Source organism: Micromonospora sp. WMMA1949 (assembly GCF_027460145.1).
Classification (GTDB): domain Bacteria; phylum Actinomycetota; class Actinomycetes; order Mycobacteriales; family Micromonosporaceae; genus Micromonospora.
The window spans coordinates 31,255-46,129 of the sequence record NZ_JAPZBG010000001.1; the positions used below are offsets into that span (position 1 = coordinate 31,255).

15 protein-coding genes and 2 pseudogenes are annotated in these 14,875 nt (G+C 68.2%); 11 read left to right on the forward strand and 6 right to left on the reverse strand.

All coding sequences use genetic code 11. From position 1 onward, the window contains the following. Positions 1-501 precede the first annotated feature (501 nt). Positions 502-1,338 carry a TROVE domain-containing protein gene (locus tag O7607_RS00110; protein WP_269700157.1) on the reverse strand — a complete coding sequence of 279 codons (837 nt, stop codon included), beginning with the start codon at positions 1,336-1,338 and terminating at the stop codon, positions 502-504. A gap of 845 nt (positions 1,339-2,183) precedes the next feature. On the opposite strand from O7607_RS00110, the pseudogene O7607_RS00115 reads away from it, so the two are divergent. From O7607_RS00115 to O7607_RS00135, 5 genes and pseudogenes are all read left to right on the forward strand, one after another. Further along, positions 2,184-2,429, forward strand: a pseudogene (locus O7607_RS00115) (helix-turn-helix domain-containing protein); the annotation flags it as partial. 123 nt (positions 2,430-2,552) lie between these two features. Continuing rightward, entirely contained in the window at positions 2,553-3,335 is a 783-nt protein-coding gene (locus O7607_RS00120) for a transposase family protein (RefSeq protein ID WP_269700159.1), read from the forward strand. A gap of 36 nt (positions 3,336-3,371) precedes the next feature. Next, positions 3,372-4,289: a hypothetical protein gene (locus tag O7607_RS00125; RefSeq protein WP_269700161.1), complete on the forward strand. Its 918-nt coding sequence runs from the start codon at positions 3,372-3,374 to the stop codon at positions 4,287-4,289. Further along, a complete protein-coding gene (locus O7607_RS00130; protein WP_269700162.1) occupies positions 4,286-4,960 on the forward strand; it encodes a 2'-5' RNA ligase family protein in 675 nt (224 codons plus the stop codon). Before O7607_RS00125 ends, O7607_RS00130 begins: the two co-directional genes overlap by 4 nt. 54 nt (positions 4,961-5,014) lie before the next feature. Then, complete coding sequence (locus tag O7607_RS00135; protein ID WP_269700163.1) at positions 5,015-6,301, forward strand: IS256 family transposase; 1,287 nt, start codon at positions 5,015-5,017, stop codon at positions 6,299-6,301. Here the strand turns inward: O7607_RS00135 and O7607_RS00140 are convergent. Together O7607_RS00140 and O7607_RS00145 are read right to left on the reverse strand one after the other, a co-directional pair. Beyond that, entirely contained in the window at positions 6,267-6,758 is a 492-nt protein-coding gene (locus O7607_RS00140; RefSeq protein WP_269700165.1) for a hypothetical protein, read from the reverse strand. The two genes, O7607_RS00135 and O7607_RS00140, sit on opposite strands and share 35 nt — an antisense overlap. Positions 6,759-6,775: 17 nt before the next feature. Beyond that, positions 6,776-7,363, reverse strand: coding sequence for an HD domain-containing protein (locus O7607_RS00145; protein ID WP_269700167.1), 588 nt, complete (start codon positions 7,361-7,363; stop codon positions 6,776-6,778). 36 nt (positions 7,364-7,399) lie between these two features. Between O7607_RS00145 and O7607_RS00150 the strand changes: the two genes are divergently transcribed. Then, complete coding sequence (locus O7607_RS00150; protein ID WP_036347152.1) at positions 7,400-7,846, forward strand: hypothetical protein; 447 nt, start codon at positions 7,400-7,402, stop codon at positions 7,844-7,846. On the opposite strand, the gene O7607_RS00155 is transcribed toward O7607_RS00150, so the two are convergent. The 3 genes and pseudogenes from O7607_RS00155 to O7607_RS30510 form a co-directional block, all read right to left on the reverse strand. Beyond that, positions 7,836-8,447, reverse strand: a complete 612-nt coding sequence (locus tag O7607_RS00155; RefSeq protein ID WP_269700169.1) for a hypothetical protein — start codon at positions 8,445-8,447, stop codon at positions 7,836-7,838. The two genes, O7607_RS00150 and O7607_RS00155, sit on opposite strands and share 11 nt — an antisense overlap. Positions 8,448-8,644: 197 nt before the next feature. Continuing rightward, on the reverse strand, positions 8,645-9,238 hold the full coding sequence (locus O7607_RS00160; RefSeq protein ID WP_442929436.1) for an IS5 family transposase: 594 nt from the start codon (positions 9,236-9,238) through the stop codon (positions 8,645-8,647). After that, positions 9,217-9,519: pseudogene (locus O7607_RS30510) on the reverse strand (IS5 family transposase); the annotation flags it as partial. The gene O7607_RS00160 and the pseudogene O7607_RS30510, both read right to left, overlap by 22 nt. Positions 9,520-9,846: 327 nt before the next feature. Between O7607_RS30510 and O7607_RS00165 the strand changes: the two are divergent. The 5 genes from O7607_RS00165 to O7607_RS00185 all read left to right on the forward strand — a co-directional run bounded on the left by O7607_RS00165 (position 9,847) and on the right by O7607_RS00185 (position 14,869). After that, the gene (locus tag O7607_RS00165; RefSeq protein WP_269700171.1) at positions 9,847-11,253 is read left to right on the forward strand and encodes an APC family permease; all 1,407 of its coding nucleotides are present in this window, start codon (positions 9,847-9,849) and stop codon (positions 11,251-11,253) included. A 5-nt stretch (positions 11,254-11,258) separates the two neighbouring features. After that, the gene (locus tag O7607_RS00170) at positions 11,259-12,275 is read left to right on the forward strand and encodes an acetamidase/formamidase family protein (protein WP_269700173.1); all 1,017 of its coding nucleotides are present in this window, start codon (positions 11,259-11,261) and stop codon (positions 12,273-12,275) included. Continuing rightward, a complete protein-coding gene (locus tag O7607_RS00175; RefSeq protein ID WP_269700174.1) occupies positions 12,272-12,949 on the forward strand; it encodes a GOLPH3/VPS74 family protein in 678 nt (225 codons plus the stop codon). The genes O7607_RS00170 and O7607_RS00175 overlap by 4 nt, the downstream gene beginning before the upstream one ends. A 948-nt stretch (positions 12,950-13,897) precedes the next feature. Next, positions 13,898-14,230 (forward strand): hypothetical protein, encoded by a 333-nt coding sequence (locus O7607_RS00180; protein ID WP_262013847.1) that lies wholly within the window; start codon positions 13,898-13,900, stop codon positions 14,228-14,230. A gap of 150 nt (positions 14,231-14,380) precedes the next feature. Further along, positions 14,381-14,869 carry a hypothetical protein gene (locus O7607_RS00185; protein WP_269700176.1) on the forward strand — a complete coding sequence of 163 codons (489 nt, stop codon included), beginning with the start codon at positions 14,381-14,383 and terminating at the stop codon, positions 14,867-14,869. The last annotated feature ends 6 nt before the right edge of the window (positions 14,870-14,875 follow it).

Consider the following 14,875-nt stretch of genomic DNA (forward strand, 5'->3'; position numbering starts at 1 on the left):
TTCGATGATGCGGATGTCCCCTCATCGATGAGACCGGGTGGGTGCTGCTTCAGCACCGCGCAAGCCGGTGGCGACGTACGCGCTCGTGGCGACGGAGCCGGGCTACGCCTCGGCGGCGGACATCGCCGCCGCGGTGACGAGGCAGGGGCTGCCGACTACCTGCGCGCGGCGGCCAATCCAGACGCCAACCGCGAGGGGCAGCGGGTCTCCTGAAACGCCGAGGCCGGAGCGGCATCCCGCTCCGGCCTCGGTGAGACATTCCGCCGCTCTACCATTGAGCTACGCCCCCGCGAGTGGAGGCGACGGGGCTCGAACCCGCAACCGATCGGATTGATTAGGGGCACCCTCAGTGCCGCGACAAGCATAGCAGAACTTGATCAAATCGGCCAATCAGCGCAGGGAGTACCTGCGCGAGCCCAGCGGCCCACAAGACCCTGCGGCACACGACGGCCCCGGCACCACCTCGGTGCGGGGGCCGTCTGATCCGGCGGACCGACCCGCCTACCAGACCTGGGTGACCTGCCACGGCCAGGCCGCGTTGCGGCCGGCCTCCAAGAGCGAGACGAGCCGGAACGCGTGGTCGGTCAGCCCGCCCACCGTGTGCCGGGTGCCGGCGCCGGACGCGTTCGCGCCGACCCGGTAACCGCCGATGTTCCAGGTGTAGACCGGGACGTCCCTCGGCACGATCTGGTCGATCGAGTGGTACCGGCCGCCGTTGTACTGCTCGTCGGTCACGATGAGGACCCGGTCGTGGGCCTTGAAGTGCGCCGCGACCGCCCCGAAGGTGTCGGTCCCGTCGACCGAGTGGAACCTCTCCATGACCCGCAGCAGCGCATCGCCGCGGCGGAAGTCGACCGGGTACGACGTGTTGCCATACCCGACCGTCGTCGCCTCCGCCGCGCGCAGCGCCACCGCGGCCCCGAACAGCTTCGCCAGGTCCGCGTTGGTGATGTGCGTGTGCTGCTGCTTCGACGAGAACGGGTAGCCGGGGAACATCGACGGCGACTGGTCGACCACCACCAGGGTCCGCCCCGGCAGCGCCGGCACGTTACCCAGCGAAGCCTGCAACGCCTTCTCCAGCGCGGCACCCCAGCGCAACGACCCGACGGCCTTGTGGGCGCCGTAGAACTTGAACGGGAACAGCCGCGACTTCGCCACCCGCGCCGGGTCGGCCAGCCGCGCGGCGACCCGCTCGGCCACCTCGTCCGGCACGCCAACGTCGTCGAAGTTCCGCAGGTTCTTCAGCAGCGCCCCGTACCCCATGATCGGGATGACGGCCGACCAGGCGTCGGCGTCCATCGGCCCGTGCAGCCAGCAGGCGACCGCCTCCCACGTCATACCCGCCGCGCGCAGCCGGTCTAGTTCTTAGTCGGCAGTGGCGCCAGCAGCCCGGCCATGAAGTCACGTACCCGGCGCCGGGACTCAGGCCGGCCGAAGCGCGACGCGACCACGTCCATCAGCTCGTCGAACAGCCCAAACCATCGCCGGGCGTCTACTCCGCAGGCGGCAGCCACCGCCGTATCTTGGGTCCACACAACCACAAGAACTCAGCGGTGGCTGCTCCATGCCCACGGACAAACCACACCGCCCCAGCAGGCCAGAACGGATCTCCTGCTGGAGTACTAGGTGATTATGCTCGCTTCCTTGCCGTCCGGATCTGTCGTCGATCGTGCGTTGCTCAGCGACACGACAACTGGCTGTGGCCGGCGGTCGATGGCACACCCTCTAGAGCTTCCTAAGCGATGTCTCGTAACCCGGTGACGGGTCCGTCGCGGACGAGGTGTCATCACGCGGCTTTGGACGTCCGTGTTCGGTCACCGGTCACCGATGCCGGCCCTTCCCCGCAATAGCATCAGGACGATCAATGACACGAGCAGCGCACCGGACCCACACAGCACGGCGAAGTGCAACACCGGACCACCGAACCCCTGGTTCGGGTCCCTCATCAGCGTCGAAGCAAAGGTGCAACTGGTCGATACCAGCAGCACCCAAAGCAACCACCGAGGCTGCCGTCGCAGCTCCTGCCACGCCCGTCTTCGGATCACGCCATCCCCGCTCATCGAAAGCCGCGTCCGCGCATCGGCCACCAATATCTAGCGGCGCCACCACCAGCCTAAAGGACGCCTCGTAACCCTGGCGTCTGTCTGTTGAGGATGATCGGGCAGGATGCCTGGGTGCAGGTGATGACGGCAGCCCAGCCTGAGTGGATTTTTGCCTTCACGGGGCTGCAGCCCGTCCAGTTCCGGAAGCTGGTCCGGCTGGTCGCCGAGCGTGGCGGTGACGGCATCGCGGACGGGCGACCTGGCCGGCAGTGGGCGCTCGACCTGGCCGACCGGGTGTTGCTGGTGGCGACTTACTGGCGCACGAACTTGACGATGCGACAGATCGGCCCGTTGTTCGGGGTGTCGCACTCGGCTGCGCATCGAGTGAGCCTTTTCCAAGCTGATCTTGCAGCTCAGGGCGGGTGTGGCAGGCCCGGTGATCGATGGGTGCGAGGCTCCAGGTAGGACAGCTGTCGACCAAGACTCGAAGCCCCGACCGGGAGCCTCGCCATGCTGTCCTACCCCGCCACGATTCCGTTGTCCAGCCGCACCCTGAACCACCTCGCCGAACGCATCCGCGGCCACCGCAAGCAGCGCCGCTCCCGGTGGCGACGCCTCGATCCCGGCCGGCAGGCGCTGCTGGCTCTGGCCCATCTGCGCAACGGCGACACCTACGCCCGACTCGCGGCCGGCTTCGAGATCGGTATCACCACCGCCTGGCGCTACGTGCAGGAGGCGATAGCCCTGCTCAGCTCGGTAGCTGAAGGTCTGGCCACCGCCATGGAACGAATCCGCCGGCTGGCGTACGCGATCCTGGACGGCACCCTGATTCCGATCGACCGGGTCGCCGACCAGCGTCCTTACTACTCCGGGAAACACAAGCACCACGGCGTGAACGTGCAGGTCATTGCCGATGCCGCTGGCCGGCTCGTCTGGGCTTCCCCGGCGCTGCCCGGTTCGGTCCACGACCTGACCGCAGCCCGAACCCACGGCATCATCGACGCGCTGACCAGCGCAGACGTGATGACCTTCGCCGATAAGGGCTACCAAGGAGCCCACGGCAGCGTGCGCACCCCGTTCAAGCGGCGCCGCTTCCGCCCGAAGCTGTCACGCCGGCAGAAGGCCGTCAACCGGACCCACGCGAAGATCCGCGCCCGCGGCGAACGCGCGATCGCCACCCTCAAGACCTGGAAGATCCTGACCACTCTGCGCTGCTGCCCACGGCGAGCGACCCCGATCGTGCAGGCCATCCTCGTCCTGCACCACGTCGAAGCCAACCGCTACGCAGGATGAAAAGGGCTCATTGATGACAACGTCCGCCTGACGTATTTGGAGAATGAGCTTCGGGAGGCGATCGCTGACAACGAGCGCCTCACCCCTGGGATTCTCGTAGGGCGTCTGCGACCGCTGCGCCCCTATGTCGACCAGCTCATGGCCGGTCGGCAGCACCCGCCACAACGGGCCCGTCTCTACGCCGTCGCCGCTCACCTGTCTGGGCTTCTTGGCGCGCTCGCCCTTGACCTCGGCGCGTTCGGTGTGGCGCACGCCTACGCCGCCGAAGCGTTCGACTTGGCCGAAGCTGCCGAGCAGCCCGACGTCCAAGCCTGGGCGCGTGCCACGCAGAGCCTGGTTGCCTTCTACGCCGGTGAGTACCATGACGCGCTGGCTTACGCCCAAGATGGCCTGCGTCGTGGCAGCGCCAGCGGGCACCGTATCCGCCTCGCGATCAACGGTCTGGCGCGAGCCCTCGCTCATCTCGGCGACCGGTATGGGGTAGACCGTGCTGTCGACGATGCCTTCACCATGCTGTCCAACTACCCGGCTGACTCGCCGGTCAGCGCGAGCCTCACCCTCGGCCCGTACTGTCCGGCAAGAACTGCGGCCAACGCGGCGACTGCTTACCTGGCGCTCGGCCTTACCGCAGGCGTCACCGATCATCTGACCGTCGCTATCACCGCGTTCGACGCCGCAGGCATGGCCGGTCCGCGGGCACTCAGTCGCCTCGATCTGGCCACCGCTCACCTGCACGCCAGCCGTCCCGACCCTGACCAGGCCGCCACGCTGGCGGTGGAAGCGCTGACCCTTACCTCGGAGCAGCGTTTCGAATCGGTCCATCAACGCGCCCGGCAGTTCCTCGCCGCCGCTCGTCCCTTCGCTCGCCATCCGCGGCTAAGGCAGGTCGCCGACCTGCTGGCCGACCGCCCGCGGGCCGGTGTCATCCGAGCCGCCTTACCATCGCTGTCATGAGCAGCCGGGAACTGGCCAACCTGCAACAGCGCTGGACCGCCTACCAGGATCTACCCGAACTCACCGTTCACTGGTACTGGCGCCCAGGCTGGCGAGCCGACCGCCAGTTCTACACCTGGCACCTCACCTTCGAGCACCAACCTGAGCTTCATCGTCTCGTCACCGGCCTGCAACGCCAACTCACTCTGCCCGGGCTGGACTTGGTGCCGCTTGATGGGCTGCACCTGACCATGCAAGGTCTCGGCTTCACGGACGAGGTCACCACTAACGACATCGAGGCGATCGTCGCGGAGACCCAGCAACGCTGCGCCGGCCTGCAGCCGCTGGAGCTGTCGCTTGGCCCTGTCGACCCCGATGCCGAAGGGATTGGCTTGCTCGTCCGCCCCTGGGACCGCGTCGAACACCTGCGCGCCACCATTCGTGATGCCATCAGCGCGGTATGGCCGGCAGTTCCGGAGGCTGCAGAAGGCTTTCGGCCCCACGTAACTGTCGCTTACAGCGGTTCGCAAGCGCCGACCGGACCAATCTGCGCCCGCCTCGCCGAACTACGTGACCAGCCACCCGCCCGGGTGACTATTCGACAGGCAACGCTGATCGCGCTGCGACGAGAAGACCAGACCTACAACTGGACAACTGTGGCCGTGGCACCCCTCGGGGGTCTGTGGATCTAAAGGTGTTTCCGGCCTGACCTGCCGGGCGTTGTGCCTGGTGAGGAGGGTGCCGTGATGACCGCGACACTGAACGACCAGACCGGAGGCAGGAAGCGGCCCGAGCCGTCAGCGGAGGCGAAGGCCGCCGCCGAGCTGGTCCGGGCCGCGAAGGAACAGGGCCTGTCGTTGACCGGCCCGGACGGGCTGCTCAAGCAGTTGACCAAGACAGTCCTGGAGACCGCGCTCAACGAGGAGATGACCGAGCACCTCGGCTACGAAAAACACGACCAGGCCGGCGCCGGCTCGGGCAACATCCGCAACGGCACCCGGCCGAAGACGGTGCTGACCGACACGACCGGTCCGGTGCAGATTGACGTGCCGCGGGATCGGGCTGGCACGTTCGAGCCGCAGATCGTCCGCAAGCGGCAACGGCGCCTGTCCGGGGTCGACGAGGTGGTGTTGTCGCTGTATGCCAAAGGCCTGACGACCGGCGAGATCTGCGCGCACTTCGCGGAGATCTACGCGGCTTCGGTGTCGAAGGAGACGATCTCGCGGATCACCGACAAGGTCATCGACGAGATGACCGACTGGTCCCACCGCCCGTTGGACGAGATCTACGCGGCGGTGTTCATCGACGCGATCGTGGTCAAGGTCAGGGATGGGCAGGTCGCCAATCGGCCGTTCTACGCCGCGATCGGGGTCACCCTCGACGGGGAGAAGGACATCCTCGGGTTGTGGGCCGGCGCCGGTGGTGAGGGCGCGAAGTTCTGGATGAGCGTGCTGACCGACCTGCGCAACCGGGGCGTCAAGGACGTGTTCTTCCTCGTCTGCGACGGTCTGAAAGGGCTGCCGGAGGTCGTCACGAACGTGTGGCCCCGCACCGTGGTCCAGACGTGCATCATCCATCTGATCCGCAACACGTTCCGGCTCACCTCCCGCAAGTACTGGGACGAGTTGAAGCGCGAAATCAAGCCGATCTACACCGCCGTCAACGCTCAAGCGGCCAGGGCGGCGTTCGACGACCTCGCGGAGAAGTGGGGCGACCGGTATCCGGCGGTGATCCGGCTGTGGGACAACGCCTGGGCGGAGTTCATCCCGTTCCTCGACTACGACCTGGAGATCCGCAAAGTCATCTGTTCCACGAACGCGATCGAGTCGCTCAACGCCCGCTACCGGCGGGCGGTCAAGGCCCGCGGCCACTTCCCCAACGAACTGGCCGCGTTGAAGTGTCTATACCTGGTGACCCGATCGTTGGACCCCACCGGGGACGGCAGGACCCGATGGACGATGCGCTGGAAACCCGCGTTGAACGCCTTCGCCATCACCTTCAGCGACCGCTTCCCCGCCGCTGAAACCTACTAACCAAGATCGCCGGAAACACCGTTAGCGAGACAGGCCCGCGGTGTAGCGCGTCGAGTGCAGCGAGCGCCTGCTCAGGAAGGCGCGCCAGGGTTTGCTGGTCGAACGCGGGCAGCGTGGGCATCGGGGCGATGGCGTGGACCGCGCGGGCGGCGGCTGATGCCTCGGCCGTGGTGGGTGGGCGGATGGGGTCGCCGAGGTCGTCCATCAGCATGCCCAGCGCCTGCGGACGTAGCGCGTAGCCGTGCAGGTGAGGCACGGCGGCACCGTGCTCGTTGAGGGCTCGCAGCACGGCGGCTTCGCCGGTGAACGGTGATGTGGCGATCTTGCAGATCATGCTGCTGCCGTCGCTCAGGTACAGCCGGTGCACCGTCGACAGCTCCCACTCCTGGATGACCTGCCCGCCGACCTTTTCTCGCCCGGCGGCGGTGAGCAGGTCACGGTGAAGCTGGTCGGCCAACGCGGCACCTATAGCGATCATGGTCTGCTCGCGGTCTGGACGCCGGTGTCGGCTCGCTCGAGCAGCGTCAGGGCGGTGTCGAGGCGGGCCGACATCCGGAGCGGCACTCGATGGTGGGCTGCCTGCTGAAAGGCCCGGAAGTGCGGCAGTAGCGCGAGCAGCGCCGGGCGTGTGCGGAGGAAGCGGGTGACATCACCACTGGCTTGTGCCCGTTGTAGCAGCGACGTCAGCGCGACTATCTTGTCGGCGGTCGAGGCGAGCAGCACCGGTAGGTCGTCCACGCGGATGGGCGGTTCCGGCATGTCGAGATCCTGGTGCTCGGCCTGCAGAGCGGCGATGATCCGCGGTACCTGCGGGCCGTAGGCGGTGGCGAGGATCTGGTAGATGTCCGGCGTACGGGGCGCGAAGTCGGGGATGTCGTGCAGCAGCGCTGCGGCTATCAGATCAGGGTCCGGGTTTGGTACATGCTCGCCGATGGTTACCGCGACCCGGACGGCGTGGGTCAGTGCGGGGCGGTCGTCGATGGTGTGTCCGGCGCACCATCGTTGGGCGTCGCTTAAGGCGCGGTCGATGGTGGCGGCCCGGGGAGGGGATAAGACGGTCATGGCCTGATACCTCCTGGTTGCCGTAGCATCGGCGTCATGTCGGGGCCGCTACAGCAGTGGTGTGAGCAGACGTGCGTGGTGTGTCCCGCTCAACAGCTCGGGCCGGGCCAGTTCGACGTGGTCGACCGGCCCGGACCCGAGTTTGCCTACGACGCGGACATTGGATGGCGAGTCACCGTCGAGGGTGTCGCGGTGTGTGTACACCCGTATCGGGTCGGGCTTCCGCCGGGCCGCTACGCCTCGCGCGGGGAGCCTGTCCCCGTCCGGGCGTCACGACCGGCGCCGACGCCTGCTTCCCTGGTACTGCCTGCCGACCTGGTGGATCTGGAAGGCTGGCTCGTCGCCGTCCTGCGCGACGCTCCGTCGGAGCAGATCTTCGGTGCCGTCGCCCGCGCCGAGCGCCTCGCCGGCGAAAGGTTCGACCCGAAGCAGGTGGTGGCAGCCATGCGGCGAGTGCTGTCGGTGGAGCTGGCTAACCGGTGACCCCGACGGGCGCGGTCGCGGGGCCGGGCTTCTCGAAGTCGAAGTCGTGGCTGCGTCCGTCGCGTCCCAGGCCTGCGGCCTGGTAGTGAGCGTTGAGTTGGTCCAGCCGGCGGGTTACCTCGGCGGAGTCCAGCCAGTACCGCAGTGGCTGCGGCCCCCAGCCTGCGGCGGCGTAGTACGCGTCGGTCAGGCAGCCGCGGACGTAGGTGAACTCTTCCAACTCCGTGGCGTGCGGGAACGTGACCCCGAGGTCGCGCTGCATCCGGGACATGAGGGTGAACTGGGCCAGCACGGCGTGGATCATCTCGTCGACCGGCGCCGGCACCAGCAGCTCAGCGACTTCCTCGTCGCCGCCGGAGAGCTCGAACACCGCGGCCTTGAGCGCCAAGACCCGCATCGCCTCGGTCAGCAGCGGGCCCGCGTCACGGTCCATGGACCACTGGCTGATCGCCGGGTACCCGGTGAATGTCGCCCAGCAGCTGGAGTACTTCATCGACGAGCTGCGTAGCCGCTCGGACGACGGGTGCTGCGTGATCAGGCCGAGGATCTCGGCGGCACGGCGACCGACCTCAGCGGGTTCGGGCATGGATTGTGGGGTCATGGCACGTCCTTCCTTGGAGAGCCTTGGGCATAGGCAGGCGTAACCAGCGACGCCGGGACGCATGTCACCGCTGTCCTCGCGCCAATGGCGCTCACGGTGATGCCTCCATTAATGCAGCGTGCGTGGATGTCGATAACCCACTGCGTCGACCTCTGACAAAGATTCGACATTGCCCGGCCTAGGGCGTGTCCTGTCGATCATGGGAGCCAGATGACGGCAGCGATCAGGACGAGGCCGGCTCGGTAGAGGGATGCGCGTTTGGCGTATCGAGTTGCTAGGTCACGCCACTGCTTGAGCCGGTTGAAGCAGCGTTCCACGACGTTGCGCTTCTTGTAGATCGCCTTGTCGAAGGCCGGTGGTCGCCCGCCGTGGCTGCCCTTGGCGGCCCGGCGAGCGACCTGGTCGCTGCGTTCCGGGATGACGTGCCGGATCCCGCGTTGTCGCAGGGCTCGCCGGGTCGAGTCATGTGCATAGCCCTTGTCCGCGATCAGCACCTCCGGTCGCTTGCGGGGCCGACCCGGCCCGGGCTCGTTGACGCGGATCGCGTCCAGCAGCGCCAACAGCTGCGGGTTGTCGCCGGCTTGGCCGGGGGTGAGCAGGATCGACAGCGGCCGTCCGCGTCCGTCGACCGCGAGGTGAATCTTCGTGCTCAACCCGCCGCGGGACCGGCCGATGGCCTCGCCATCCTGCGCACCAGGCGTCGCCGCACTTGCCGGGGAGCCCCCTTTTTGCGGGCGCCAGCGGCATGCTGGTGCGCCCGCACGATCGACGAGTCGATGCTGATCGTCCACTGCACCGGCGTGCCGTCGTCATGCACCTGCGCCGCGGCCAGGACCCGATCCCATGTCCCATCAGCGGTCCAGCGGCGCAGCCGTTCGTGGCAGGTCTTCCACGGCCCGAAGCGTTCCGGCAGGTCACGCCACGGCGCACCCGTACGCAGCTTCCACAAGATCCCGTTGATGACCTGACGGTGATCCCGCCACCGCCCCCGCGCCCCACCAGGTTCCGGTAGCAGCGGCGCGATCACCGCCCACGCCTCATCGGTCAACTCACCACGACGCACCACCGGCACATCGTCAACGATCAACCACTACATGATCGACAGGACACGCCCTAGACCACTGTGCGGACGGATGCGGCTTTACGACGCGTCTTCGAGAGGCGCCGGTCGGGCGCTGCTCGCTGTTGTAGTCGGCATTCGAATAGGCGCTTGTCGGTGGGTTGTCAGACGTGGATGAGGAGGCTTACCGACATTGAGCTCCTTCGCCTTTAGTCACTCTCGTCGCCGGGAACCTCAGCCGTGTCCCGGCCAGGATGCGTCGCGGTCGAGCCGTGACGGCGGGCGCTTTCGTGGGGCGCCGAGGACGGTTCGTCGAGCAGTTTCAGGGAGGAATGCTGGATGTTCGATCAGGGAGAGCTGGAGCGTTACGGCTATCGGCAGGAGTTGAGCCGCCACCTGCGGTTCCGGGATCTCGTGGCCTACGGTTTGGTGTACATGGTGCCGATCGCGCCGATGGCGATCTTCGGCAGCGTGTACGCCGGATCCGGCGGAATGGTGGCCCTGGCCTACGCGGTCGGTGTGGTGGCGTTGGTGTTCACGGCGTTTTCATATGCTCAGATGGTCAAGGCGTTCCCGATGTCGGGCAGCGTCTACAACTACGTCGGCCGGGGCATCAGCGCACCGGTCGGTTTCCTCGCCGGCTGGGTGATCCTGCTCGACTACGTTCTCGTACCGGGCCTGCTGTATCTGGTGGCGTCGGTGGCGATGCACGCCACCGTGCCGGCGGTGCCGGTGTGGTTGTGGCTGCTGGGGTTCGTCTCGGTCAACACGATCATCAACTCGGTCGGCATACGGATGACCGCGATGGTGACTCGGGTGATGCTCGTCGGCGAGCTGATCGTCCTGGCGGTCTTTCTGGCCGTCGCCTGCTGGGCTCTCGCATCAGGTAGGGGCCGGTTCAGCTGGGACGCGTTCTACAACTCCGAAACGTTCACCTGGGCCGTGGTCGCGGGGGCGGTGTCGATCGCCGTGCTCAGCTTTCTGGGTTTCGACGGCATCAGCATGCTGGCCGAGGAGACCCGGGGCGGCTCTCGGCAGATCGGCCGGGCGATGGCCGCCGTCCTGATCCTGGCGGGGGTGTTGTTCATCGCCCAGACGTGGCTGGCCGCGATGCTCGTCCCCGACCCCGGCGTGCTCCTGGCGCAGGGTGACCCGAACGGCACTGCCTTCTACGACGCCGCCGCGGTGGCCGGCGGCGGGTGGCTGGCGACGCTGTGCGCGGTGGCGACGGCGATCGCGTGGGGGTTGCCGAACTCGATGGTCGCGCAGGTCGCCACGTCCCGGCTGCTGTACGCGATGGCCCGCGACCGGCAGCTCCCGGCCTTTCTGGCAAAGGTGTCGATCCGGCGCAACGTGCCGATCAACGCCACCCTGCTCACCGGCGTCGTGTCCCTCGCCCTGGGCCTGTACATGGCCACCCGCGCTGACGGGATCACGCTGCTGTCATCGCTGATCAACTTCGGGGCGATGGTCGCGTTCCTGGTCCTGCACGTCTCCGTTGTCGTGCACCACCTCATCCGGCGACGCAGCGGCAACTGGTGGGCGCACCTGGTCATGCCCGGTATCGGGTTCGCGATCTTGGCCTACGTGGTGGTGAACGCGAACATCGCCGCGCAGCGCCTCGGCCTGGCCTGGCTCGCTCTCGGCGTCGTCGTGCTCGCCGGTCTCTACGCCACCGGCCGCCGCCCGTCGCTGTCGGGCCTGGTGCCAGTGCAGCGGTCCGCTCGTGACCTGGAGCGGGTGTGACCACGATGTCTTCCGGAAGTCACTTCACGTATCGGCCGGCGCGTGACGAGTTGGCCTACACCTTCGGCGGGCGGATCCCGGTAGCGCATGTGCGCTCCGGTGACGTGTTCAGCGTGCACACCGAGGACTGCTTCGGCGGCCGGGTACGCGGTCCGGCGGATCTGCCGTCGCAGGTGTGCGCGATGCCGTATCTGAATCCGGTGTCGGGGCCGTTCTTCGTCGAGGACGCCGAACCCGGCGACACCCTCGCCGTCCACATCGCCTCGATCGTCCCGGCCCGGGACTGGGGTGTGTCCGCGACGTTCCCGTACTTCGGGGCGCTGACCTCCACCCCGCACACCGCCACCCTGCAAGCACCCCTCGACGAGCGCGTCTGGGTCTACCACATCGACCCCACCGCCGGAACCGTGCGGTACTGCGCCACCACCAGCGACCACAGCGTTGAGCTGCCGCTGGATCCGATGATCGGCACGATCGGCGTCGCCCCCGCCGCGATGGAAACCCGCGCCACGATCGTTCCGGACTACTACGGCGGGAACCTCGACACACCCGAACTGCGCGCCGGCACCACGCTCTACCTCGGGGTCAACGTCCACGGTGCGCTCCTCGCCCTCGGTGACGGACACGCCCGCCAAGGCGAGGGCGAGGCGTGCGGGGTCGCGGTGGAGATCGCCACCGTCACCACCCTCGCCGTCGAGGTCATTAAGGGCGGCCGTTCCACCGCGTGGCCGCGGCTGGAAACCGACGCCGCGATCATGTCCGTCGGCTGCGCCCGACCACTCGAGGACGGCTACCGCATCGCCCACCAGGACCTCACCACCTGGACCGCCGACCTGTGCGGGCTGGACACCCTTGACGCCTACCAGCTCATTTCCCAAGCCGGCCGGGCGCCGATCGGCAACGTCTGCGACCCCAACTACACAATCCTCGCCGCGATCGACAAGGCACTTCTCCCCCGGCCGCAGCCCGCCTACGCAGACGCCCACGCCCGGCTCCGCAGCCTCACCCTGGGGCAGCGATGACCGCTTCGGTGCCCGGGCTGCCGCTGCGCGATGAGCTGTACCTGCTCGCCCACAACGACGACACCGGCCAACCCCACATCCACCGCCAAGCCCTGGCCCTCGGTCTCGCCGGCGCCGTCCTCATCGACCTCGTCCTCACCGGCCGCACCACCCTCGACGGCAGCGGCCATCCGGTCGGGGAGCAGCGGATCCGGCTGCACCTCGACCGGCCCATCGGCGACCTCATCACCGACGCCGCCCTCACCAGCCTGCACCACACCCGGCCCGCCCCACCGCTGCGCCACTGGCTGCGCGGATTCGCCGACGACCTCTACGAACGCACCCGCGCCGGCCTGCACGCCGCAGGAATCCTCCGCCACACCAGCCACCGCCGACTCGGCGGACTGATCCGCGCCGACACCTACCTACCCACCCACCAGCGGTGGCCCGTCATCGCGCGCGCCCGCCTGCGCTACCTCGCCGACGGCCGCGAGCAACCCGACAACCACACCGCCGCCCTCGCCGGACTCGTCGTCACCCTTAACCTCACCGACCACCTCTATCTCCACGACGACACCACCACCGTCGCCGCCCAACTGCGCGCCATCGCCGACCAACACCACCGGCCGGTGCGCGACATCACTACCGCCGTCGACGCCGCCGTCGGCGACCTCGCCACCGCCACCTACCGCTAACCACGAGGAAGGAACCCCCGACACCGTGATGCTCCCCTCGACGGTCCCCACCCGCCTGGCGGTGAACCTGGTCGGCAGCATCCTGCTCGCCGACTGCTGCGCCAGCTCCCCCGGCCATCCGACGCCCGCGTCGACCACGTCAGCGGCCACCGGCAGCCGATCCGCCACCACGCACCCAGCGCCACCGGGCCAGGATTGGCCCCGTGGCAGCGGCTCACCGCCCTCGCCGACCCCATCGACACCACACCCGGCGAGGCGCCGAGGAAAACGAACGAGCACCTGCCCGGCGGCCTGCACCCATACCTGCTCAACGCACTCCTGAAAGACGCGGACGTGCTGGCCAGCGCGGTAGCGCCCCGAGAACTGGCCACCGACCTCGCCTATCCCCGACTGCTCATCAGCGGCGTCGTCGCGCTCGTGAGCAGCCAATACCTCAACCACGCCCAGCGGGCGACGAGCCTACGCGTCCTCGCCGACATCCCCGGCATCACCTACCGCGGCCAGAGCACCGACCTCGTCGGCCGCACCGGCCTGACGTTCACCGTCACCGCCGACGGATCCACCTCGCAGCTCCTGGTCGACCCGCAAATCGGCGAGGTCCTCGCCGCGCACGAACGGCTGACCGGCCGCCGGGCGGGCCTGTTCTCGTACGTCCTCATCCTCGAACGCGGCCACACCACCTACGCCGGCGCCCCGTCGGACCGTGACCGGCCGGCCACCAACCTCCACCGTCGCAGGCGCGATCAGCAGCAGGGGTCACCCGAGCTGCGACGCGTAGCCACTGCAGCACCAGGCCACCGAATCATCGCCACCGCCTACCGACAGCGGCGAAGGAAAGAGGTACGTCCTCATGGATCTACGAACGTGGGCCGGCTCTGGCCGTCGAACGGGCCCGAGCGAGCAACCCTGCCAGGAGTGGCAGGTGCGAGCAGCCAGGAGCCGTCGGTGATGTCGTCGCAGTTGCAGACGCCGGGCGCCGGCCCGACGCCCGATCGGCCGCGCTACCGCACGGAGACGACGCCTCCTCACACCCCGCTGCGGCCGACGTGGGCATGCCGGGCCTGCGGTCAGCCGTGGCCATGCCCGCAGGCCCGGCTGCTGTTGAAAGTGGAGTACGAATCGGCGCTCCCCGCGCTCTCGATCTACCTCAGCGGGCTGATGTTCGAGGCGATGCGCGACCTGTTCCACCTCAACCCACACGACGGACCGAGCCCGCAGGAGATGTTCGACCGCTTCGTGGCCTGGGGCCCCTTCCGCAGATCGATCCTCAAGCAGCAGTGAGCAAGCACCACAGCCTGCCCAGGGTGAGGGGACCTCCACGACGGCCTGGCCGAGACGTCCCCTTCACATCACCGCACGACAAACGCTCGCATCACCGCCCCGACGGCGACGTGATACGCGCTCATCCCCGTTCGCGATCAAGGAGGAACCGTGAGCATCACCGCAGACAGACCCGTCACGACCGTCGCACAGGACCCGCGCACACTCGTGTCGACCGAGGTGTTCGACAAGCTGACCCGCTACTTCGCCGCCCGGCAGGAGGTGAGCCACACCTACGCCGAGCGCGCCGTCGGGCAATTCCTGGTCTTCCTGAAGGCCCACGCCGACCAGGCCGGCAAGCCCGACTTCGGAATGCTCCTGCCGACCGGCGAGTCCTACCGGGTCGTGCCCACCCGACCGGTCGACGCCGTCTGGCACGCCCTACTGCAGATCAGCGAGCCCTACACCGCCGCCTGCCACCAGATCGCCGGCCACTACGTGCACCACCGGCCGATCCTGACCGAAGCCATGCGAGACGGCACCGCCATCACCTACACCCTCACGGCGTTGCACGACACCGGCTACCAGATCGACATGGAATTCTGGGGCGGTGAGGCCGAGTCCTGCTGTCCGCCGAACCCGCCGCAGCCCGGCCGGTAACAGGAG